6 protein-coding genes and 1 pseudogene are annotated in these 7,574 nt (G+C 60.6%); 3 read left to right on the top strand and 4 right to left on the bottom strand.

What is annotated here, in order from left to right; translation table 11 throughout:
* Window positions 1-249: 249 nt before the first annotated feature.
* The 4 genes and pseudogenes from ccoP to ccoN all read right to left on the bottom strand — a co-directional run bounded on the left by ccoP (window position 250) and on the right by ccoN (window position 3,530).
* Window positions 250-1,173 (bottom strand): cytochrome-c oxidase, cbb3-type subunit III, encoded by a 924-nt coding sequence (ccoP, locus tag B4920_RS02945; RefSeq protein WP_079433093.1) that lies wholly within the window; start codon window positions 1,171-1,173, stop codon window positions 250-252.
* The gene (locus B4920_RS02940; RefSeq protein ID WP_079433092.1) at window positions 1,166-1,357 is read right to left on the bottom strand and encodes a cbb3-type cytochrome c oxidase subunit 3; all 192 of its coding nucleotides are present in this window, start codon (window positions 1,355-1,357) and stop codon (window positions 1,166-1,168) included. Before B4920_RS02940 ends, ccoP begins: the two co-directional genes overlap by 8 nt.
* Before the next feature lie 120 nt (window positions 1,358-1,477).
* Window positions 1,478-2,089, bottom strand: a pseudogene (ccoO, locus tag B4920_RS02935) (cytochrome-c oxidase, cbb3-type subunit II); the annotation flags it as partial.
* 19 nt (window positions 2,090-2,108) lie between these two features.
* Window positions 2,109-3,530, bottom strand: a complete 1,422-nt coding sequence (gene ccoN / locus B4920_RS02930; RefSeq protein ID WP_079433090.1) for a cytochrome-c oxidase, cbb3-type subunit I — start codon at window positions 3,528-3,530, stop codon at window positions 2,109-2,111.
* 558 nt (window positions 3,531-4,088) lie between these two features.
* On the opposite strand from ccoN, the gene B4920_RS02925 reads away from it, so the two are divergent.
* The 3 genes from B4920_RS02925 to nifL all read left to right on the top strand — a co-directional run bounded on the left by B4920_RS02925 (window position 4,089) and on the right by nifL (window position 7,552).
* Window positions 4,089-4,367 (top strand): RnfH family protein, encoded by a 279-nt coding sequence (locus tag B4920_RS02925; protein ID WP_079433089.1) that lies wholly within the window; start codon window positions 4,089-4,091, stop codon window positions 4,365-4,367.
* Window positions 4,368-4,617: 250 nt separating this feature from the next.
* Window positions 4,618-5,592 carry a hypothetical protein gene (locus B4920_RS02920; protein WP_079433088.1) on the top strand — a complete coding sequence of 325 codons (975 nt, stop codon included), beginning with the start codon at window positions 4,618-4,620 and terminating at the stop codon, window positions 5,590-5,592.
* A gap of 298 nt (window positions 5,593-5,890) precedes the next feature.
* The gene (gene nifL / locus B4920_RS02915) at window positions 5,891-7,552 is read left to right on the top strand and encodes a nitrogen fixation negative regulator NifL (protein WP_079433087.1); all 1,662 of its coding nucleotides are present in this window, start codon (window positions 5,891-5,893) and stop codon (window positions 7,550-7,552) included.
* Window positions 7,553-7,574: the final 22 nt, after the last annotated feature.

The raw sequence follows: 7,574 nt of genomic DNA, 5'->3' as shown, positions 1-7,574 counted from the left end.
ACCAGGATCCACCGCCACGTTGCAAAGCGCCCTGTCACCGCGCGCGGGTAGACCTTCTGGCGGACGGCGTAGAGGGTGTCTTCTGCTTCGCTTGCCTGTGCAGTCGAGGGGCTGGCTTTCTTTGCAGCTTGGGTGTCTGGCTGACTCATAATTGCAAAATTATTATATTCTAATATTTCAAATCAAAAACTCCCCGGGACCAGCCCGGGGGGTTCTTGTTCTCGAGCAATTTCGCTTCTCGACGAAAACTTACTTCTTTTCTTCCACCGGAGCCGCAGCGTTCTTGGAGACGCTCAGCACATAGCCCGCCAGCAGATGTACCTTGTCCTCACCCAGGAATTCTTTCCAGGCCGGCATCCGGTTGGTACGCCCATGGGTCACGGTTTCGATGATCGTGGCCTCGGACGACCCGTACAGCCAGGTCTTGTCGGTCAGGTTCGGCGCGCCGAGAGCCGGGGTACCCTTGGCTTCGGGACCATGACATGCCACGCAGTTCTGGGTAAAGATTTCCTTGCCGCGCTGGGCGCGCAGGGAGTCGTTGGCCAGACCGGACAGGGAACGCACGTAGTTGGCCACATCCTTGACACCATCCGCACCAAGAGCCGGTCCGAACGGGGGCATCATGCCTTGACGGCCTTCTAGAATGGTCGTGCGAATGACCTCAGGATCGCCACCATACAGCCAGTCGCTGTCGGTCAGGTTCGGGAAACCCTTGGCACCCTTGGCATCAGCACCGTGACACTGCGCGCAATAAGTCAGGAACATGCGATGCCCCATCTCATTGGCTTCCTTGTCGCCGGCGACCGCGTTGAGGTCCATGCTGCGGTACTTGGCGAAGATCGGACCGTACTTTTCGGCCGCAGCCTTCTGCTCCGCTTCCCACTGACCGGCGGCAGACCAGCCCAGCTTGCCCTGATTGTTGCCAAAGCCGGGATACAGCGTCAGATAGGTAATCGCGAAAATGATCGTGATCCAGAACATGTACATCCACCAGCGCGGCAGCGGGTTGTTGTACTCCTGCAAAGTTTCGTCCCACACGTGATCGTGCAGACCGACCGGGCCCGGGGTCCGCTTGGTCGTGTTGGAAACCAGCACGAACACGCAGAACGCGATGCTCAGGAACACCAGCACCATCACCCAGGCGTTCCAGAAACCGCTAACGAAGTCAGCCATTTTTATTTCCTTCCTTGGTTTGCCGCCCCGAATCGGAGAGCGGCAAGTCGTCCTCGCCGAACGGCAAGAGCGCAGCTTCGTCGAAACCCTTCCGCGCACGGCCGCTGTACGCCCACAGGCTGATACCGATGAAACAGACAAAGCCCAAGACTGTCACGACCGTACGTGCGTCATTGATATCCACGATGCGCTCCTTCGTTCTCCGAATGGATTACTGTTTTTCCGGAGCCGCAGCGGCCGGAGCCGGTGCGGCAGCCTCTGCCGGGGCAGGAGCTGCAGCGGCGGCCACCGCCGGAGCGGCCGGCTTGCCGGCATTCAGCGCAGTGCCGAGACCCTGCAGGTAGGCAATCACGGCCTCAAGCTCGGTCTTGCCTTCCAGCGCCTTGCGGGCTCCCTGGATTTCCTCATCGGAGTAAGGAACGCCAACCTTTCGGAGCGCGGTCATCTTGGCCTCGATGTCATCGATCTTTGCCGGGCGATCAAGCCACGGGAAGGCCGGCATGTTGGACTCGGGGACAACGTCACGCGGGTTCAGCAAGTGAATGCGGTGCCATTGGTCGGAATAACGGCCACCAACGCGGTGCAGATCGGGACCGGTACGCTTGGAGCCCCACTGGAAGGGGTGGTCATACACGTACTCACCGGCAACCGAGTAATGGCCATAACGCTCGGTCTCGGCACGGAACGGACGAATCATCTGGGAATGGCAGTTGTAGCAGCCTTCACGGATGTAAATATCGCGGCCGACGAGGCGAACGGGGTCGTAGGGCTTGAGACCTTCCACCGGCGTGGTGGTGGACTTCATATGGAACAGAGGAACGATTTCCACCAGACCACCGACGCTGACAGTCATCAGCGTAAAGACGATCAGCCAGCCAACCTTGCGTTCAATAAAGTCGTGATTCGATTGAGCCATGATTATTCTTTCCTCCCGATCAGGCGTGAGCGCCAGCAGGTGCCAGCACCGGAGCTTCATAGGCCTTCTGACCGGCAATGGTCTTCACCATGTTGTAGAACATGATCAGCATGCCGGTGAGGAACAACACCCCGCCTACGACACGGATAGCCCAGAACGGATAGCTGGCCTTCACGGCTTCAACGAAGGAATAAGTCAGGGTGCCATCCGGGTTGGTGGCACGCCACATCAGGCCCTGCATCACACCGGAGATCCACATGGAAGCGATGTAAAGCACGATACCGACGGTCGCCACCCAGAAGTGGGCGGTGATCAGCTTGGTGGAATACATCTCGGTCTTGCCGTACATGCGCGGGAGCAGATAGTACATCGCGCCGATGGACACCATTGCCACCCAACCCAGGGCACCGGAGTGCACGTGACCAACGGTCCAGTCGGTGTAGTGGGACAACGCATTGACCGTCTTGATCGACATCATCGGACCTTCGAAGGTGGACATACCGTAGAAGGACAGCGAGGTGATCAGGAACTTCAGGATCGGGTCGGTGCGCAGCTTATGCCAGGCGCCAGACAGGGTCATGATGCCGTTGATCATGCCACCCCAGGACGGAGCCAGCAGGATCAGGGAGAAAACCATGCCGACAGACTGAGTCCAGTCGGGCAGCGCGGTGAAGTGCAGATGGTGCGGACCCGCCCACATGTAGGTGAAGATCAGCGCCCAGAAGTGCACCACCGACAGACGGTAGGAGTACACAGGACGACCGGCCTGCTTCGGCACGAAGTAGTACATCATGCCCAGGAAGCCCGCGGTCAGGAAGAAGCCCACCGCGTTGTGACCGTACCACCACTGGATCATCGCATCCTGAACACCCGCGTAGGCGGAGTAGGACTTGGTCAGGCTAACCGGCACTTCAGCGCTGTTGACCAGGTGCAGCAAGGCAACGGTCAGGATGAAGGCGCCGTAGAACCAGTTCGCCACGTAGATGTGCGTGGTCTTGCGGGTGGCGATGGTGCCGAAGAACACGACGGCGTAGGAAACCCACACCACGGTGATCAGGATATCGATCGGCCACTCCAGTTCGGCGTATTCCTTGCCGGAAGTGAAACCCAGCGGGAGCGAAATCGCAGCCAGCAGGATGACCAGTTGCCAGCCCCAGAAAGTAAAGGCAGCAAGGCCCGGGGCAAACAAACGAGTGTGACAGGTACGCTGCACACAGTAGTACGACGTGGCAAAAAGAGCACAACCACCAAACGCAAAGATCACCGCGTTGGTGTGGAGCGGGCGAAGCCGTCCAAAGTGCAGCCATTCGGCAACGTTCAATTCGGGCCACACGAGCTGTGCTGCGACGATAACGCCGACCAGCATGCCCACGATGCCCCATACCACCGTCATGATGGCGAACTGCCGCACGACTTTATAGTTGTAAGTCTGCGATTGCATGTGAGTCACCTCATCAAAAGAAAACAAAACCCCCCTGACTGCACACCGGACAGACCGGCGGCAGGCTTCGCGGAAGGATACGCCGCGATAAGGGCGACATTTTGACACAGATCAACTTTATTGCGCCGCAAGAAGGCCGGCCGGGCGCGGCCGAGAGGCGCGCGGCCTGATTCATTCCGGCCCCTCGAGCGGGACTTATGCAGCAATAAAGGAAGCCTGTGCATTCCACTGCAGGGCAGCCTCTTTCATTTCGGACACGCTTGTCGGATTTCCGACAATTGTAGGACTTCGCAGACTCACACCCCACCACTGCAATCAGAACGTCTTTGATTTCTATAAAAAAACTCCACCCCGCAATGTGGCACAAGACCTGCTGTTGCATTCGCAATCTGGTCAAGTGACGTTGCTGCAATCCTTTCGACCCCTTTGTGGCATCCGATTGACACTGCGCGCTTCAAATAAATAGTCGAGCCCTGGTCAGCTCTGCTTGCGGGGAAATCAAAAACCCGCAATCGACAGCCCAGCCCCGGGAGCCGAGCACACAAGGAGTTCTGAACCATGCAGGTTGGCGTTGCTTATTCCGAACCGTCCCAACAGGTCTGGCTGACCATCGAAGTGCCGGACGGCTCCTCCGCCCGCGAAGCCATCGAGGCATCCGGGATACTGAAGCAGTTTCCCCACATCGATCTGGCCAGCCAGAAGGTCGGGGTCTTCGGAAAGCTGGTCAAGCTGGAAGCCCCGCTCAAACCGGGCGACCGCGTGGAAATCTACCGCGGGATCATCTGCGACCCCCAGACGGTGCCGCGTCGCCAGTTGGACGATGACGACGACGATTGATTCTTCGCATCACCGCATGCGATGGCGCGGCACCCTGGGCTCCACGCGGATTCCTGCGTCCCGCACCGCCACTTGCCGGGCAGTAGACCTGCCCGGCTCTTTGTCGCGCCCCCAGAAGATCCGTCACCTCACGCACGCTCCTTCCGCCGCGCCCGGCCCGGCCCGGCTTGCAGACAGCAGGCCGCGACCTCGACTGCGAGCCTCATTCAAATTTCCTCATGTCACAGCCAAAAATAGAAGGAGCACGCCCATGAATGCGAACCCGAGCTGGACCGAGCGCACCAAGGCACTCGAAGCATCCGTTGTCGAAGTCTGCACCCTTGCCCCGGTTTCGGCCGGTCCGGGAATCCTGGCCAAGGAACTGGCCCGCCACCTGCCGGAACTCCATTTCCGTCGCACCCTGTGCCGTGGCGGCTGGTACCGTCTGGGAGGTGTGCTGGCGGCGGATGGATCCCGGGTCTCCGACGACCTGGAAAGCTGGGCAGAGATGACCCTGGCCGCCTGTGACGGGGACTTCGACGCCCTGCGCGAGGAATACGCGGGGAAAGGTCTGATAGCTACCCGCCGCGTGGGACGCACCCATTACTTCGTGGCCGCCACCGGGGAGAAATCCACCGATTTCCTGCAACTCGAAATCGAAGACCTGCAGGAAACCCAGGCCCATACGCTATTTGCCCAAACCCCGGCGCCGGGCGCGATCGATGAACTCATCGACCCGGATCTCGGGCACCACAATGGACAGCCCGTCGGGCTCCCTTACTACACCTTCCGACGTCTGACCCATATCGGCGACCTGCTGGCACGTCTGCGGCAGCAAACCCCTGAGGCACAACCCATCCAGCGCTTCACGGACGACTGGAGCGAATCCAGCGCCGGGCATGCCACCGCCTTCAGCAACCAGTGGGTCATTGCCGTGCGCGAACATCTCGACCGCTTCCAGCAGAACGTCATCCGCGCCCAGCCGGTGCCGGCCATCGACGGCGAGCCGCCCGTCTTCGGCGCACGGGAAGGCACCCGCGAACTGGCCCTGCATGATGCACTGGTGTCCTTCGACCGCGCCGCCGGCTACCCCTTCGCCTGGTATTTCCACATGCTGACCACCAAGGCGGTGCCTCACTGGGTCGCGCGTGTCGTCATGGAAGATGCCAATGCAGGTTTCGCCTACCTACCGCGCCGCGACGAGGAGATCGTACGCCGCTGGCTGCACGCGCCTTACGCACTGTAAGAGGGCGACAGGCCGGTTTCGGGATGGGCCGGATAAGCGATGCACCAGCATGGGGCAGAAGCCCAAAGTGAGACCGAACAGATCACCGGACATCGCCCCGAAGCCAGCCTCACCACCAATCACACGCCCTTGATTCACAAAAAGAAACAAACCAGAAACAACCTCAAACACAGCCGACGCGCTGAATCGGGCTCACTCTTTGCTTAAAAGGCTTATCACCCACCATCGGTCCCCGCCGATCGGGACCACAGTCAAATCCGCCCCACATGGGGCTCTGTTCAGAGTACGAGGTTTCGCCATGTCAGAGGTCACCAACGGCCGCCCCCGTTCGGACGGGGATGCAAGCGGTCAGCCGCCGACTGCCGTGCGTGTGGAAGCACTCCGGGCGGCCCTCGCCAAGGCCCTCGAGAATGCGTCGAGCGATGACGACTTCGTGAATGAGATTGCCGCCGCCCAGGCCTTTCCAAGTCGCATCTGGCTGTTCCTGGAAGCGGTTGAGCAGGCCCCGATCGCCATCTCGATCACCGACCCACAGGCGCGCATCCTGTATGCCAACCCGGCTTTCGAAGGCGTCACCGGCTATGCACCGAACGAGGTGCTAGGCCTCAACGAATCGATCCTGTCCTACAAGACCACTCCGCGCTCCGTCTACGAGACCCTCTGGAAATCCCTGCACGAAAAGAAAACCTGGAACGGAACCCTCGTCAATCGGCGCAAGGATGGCTCCCGCTACATCGCGGAGCTGACCATCACCCCCATCCTGGACGCCAGGGGCGAAACGGCCTACTGCCTCGGCATGCACCGGGATGTCACCGCCCTGCACGCCCTCAAGCAAAAGGTTCAAAACCAGAAAGCGCTGATCGAATCCGTCATCGACGTGGCACCGATCGCCATCGCCCTGCTGGACGACCAGCAGCAGGTCGTGCTGGAGAACCACGAATACAAGAAGCTGACCGATGATCTGGGCGTAACCGAACCCGCCCTGCAGGTCCTTGCCGAGCTGCGCAATACCATTGGTCTGGCCTTCGAGCCACCCAAACTCGGCGGTCGCAATTTCGTCGACGAGGAGATCTGCGTACACCCTGCCTCCGGCAAGGCCGTGCGCTGGTTCTCGTGCTCCGGCTCATGGTTCGAACAACAGGATGCCAAGGCCGATTCCTTCTTCGATCCCCAGGCCCGCGCCTACCTGATGCTTCTCATCAAGGACATCACCGCCGCCAAGCGCCAACGCGAACTCGAACGCATCGGCGCCATCCGCGCCACGATGGCCGAGGCCGAACTGGTGCAGAGCCTGCGCGAAACCCTGTCCGGCGCGGTTTACCAGTTGCGCGGACCGCTCAACATGATCCGCGCGGCGGCCAACATGCTCGATCGCCGCGGCACCCAGATCGACACGGCGATGCTGAAGAACGCCCTGAAGGAAGCCCTGACCGCCGGCGAGGCCGCGCTGGGCACCTTCGAGGCATCGATGCCGGAAGCGCCGCAGGAGGCCACCGCGCCAGTCAACCTCAACGACATCCTGCGCGATGTCCTGATGCTCCTGACCGAACGCCTGCTCGCCGCCGGCATCACCGTCGCCTGGCAACCCACCTCACGCCTCAGCCACTTCCACGGTCGCGCCAACATGCTGCGCAGCATGTTCAAGGAAATCGTCGAAAACGCCATCGAAGCGATGAACGAACGGGGCCGCAATGTTCGCGAACTCAAGGTACGCACCGAGGAAAGAGACGGACGCATCGTCGCCGTCATCGAAGACACCGGCCCGGGCATCTCTCAGGAGTTGCGCCACAAGGTCTACGAACCCTTCTTCACCACCAAGCGCCCGCTTTCCCATTCTGTCGGAATGGGCCTGGCGATCGCCCAGGATGTGGTCACGCGCCACGAAGGCACGATTGACATCGACCCGGACTACACCGGCGGATGCCGTTTCATCATCGGCTTCTCCCCATCGGGAAGCTAAGCCAATGCACGCCATTGAATGG

This window comes from Zoogloea sp. LCSB751 (assembly GCF_002028455.1).
Classification (GTDB): Bacteria; Pseudomonadota; Gammaproteobacteria; order Burkholderiales; family Rhodocyclaceae; genus Zoogloea.
Note: the sequence above shows the minus strand (reverse complement) of the source record. Positions and strands in the feature narration are given on the sequence as shown.